Annotated in this window: 1 pseudogene; it reads right to left on the reverse strand. The window is 75.3% G+C overall.

The window, feature by feature from the left end:
- Window positions 1-397 (reverse strand): annotated as a pseudogene (locus tag LPA54_RS41205) (class I SAM-dependent methyltransferase); the annotation flags it as partial.

A 397-nucleotide genomic window follows, 5' to 3' on the forward strand; every position in this document is an offset into this window, starting at 1 on the left:
TGTCGCGGGTGCGGGTGAGGGACTCGACGACGTAGGCGCGGGCGCGGTCCGGGACCGGGGAGGGGAGGTCGAGGAGGAAGGTGCGCGAGCGGGTGTGGTGCAGTCCGGCCGCGGTGAGCAGGGCGGGCCAGTCCTCCACCTGGGCCACCAAGCCGGGCAGTTCCTCGCGCATGCGGGTGAACCGCTCCTCCTCCACGGCGTCGATGCGGGCGTGCAGGCCGGGGCGGCCGAAGCCGATGTCGCGGGGCAGGAAGCGGGCGGGCAGTCCGCCCTCCATCACGGCGAGCGTGCCGCCGGGCGCGAGGCGTTCGACGCAGGCCGCGAGGGCGGCGCCCTGGTCGCCGAGGTGGTGGATGCTGCGGCTGGCCCACAGCAGATCGGCCGGGTAGTCCAGTTC

Origin of the sequence: Streptomyces sp. DH12, from assembly GCF_020873895.1 — a bacterium.
Classification (GTDB): Bacteria; Actinomycetota; Actinomycetes; order Streptomycetales; family Streptomycetaceae; genus Streptomyces.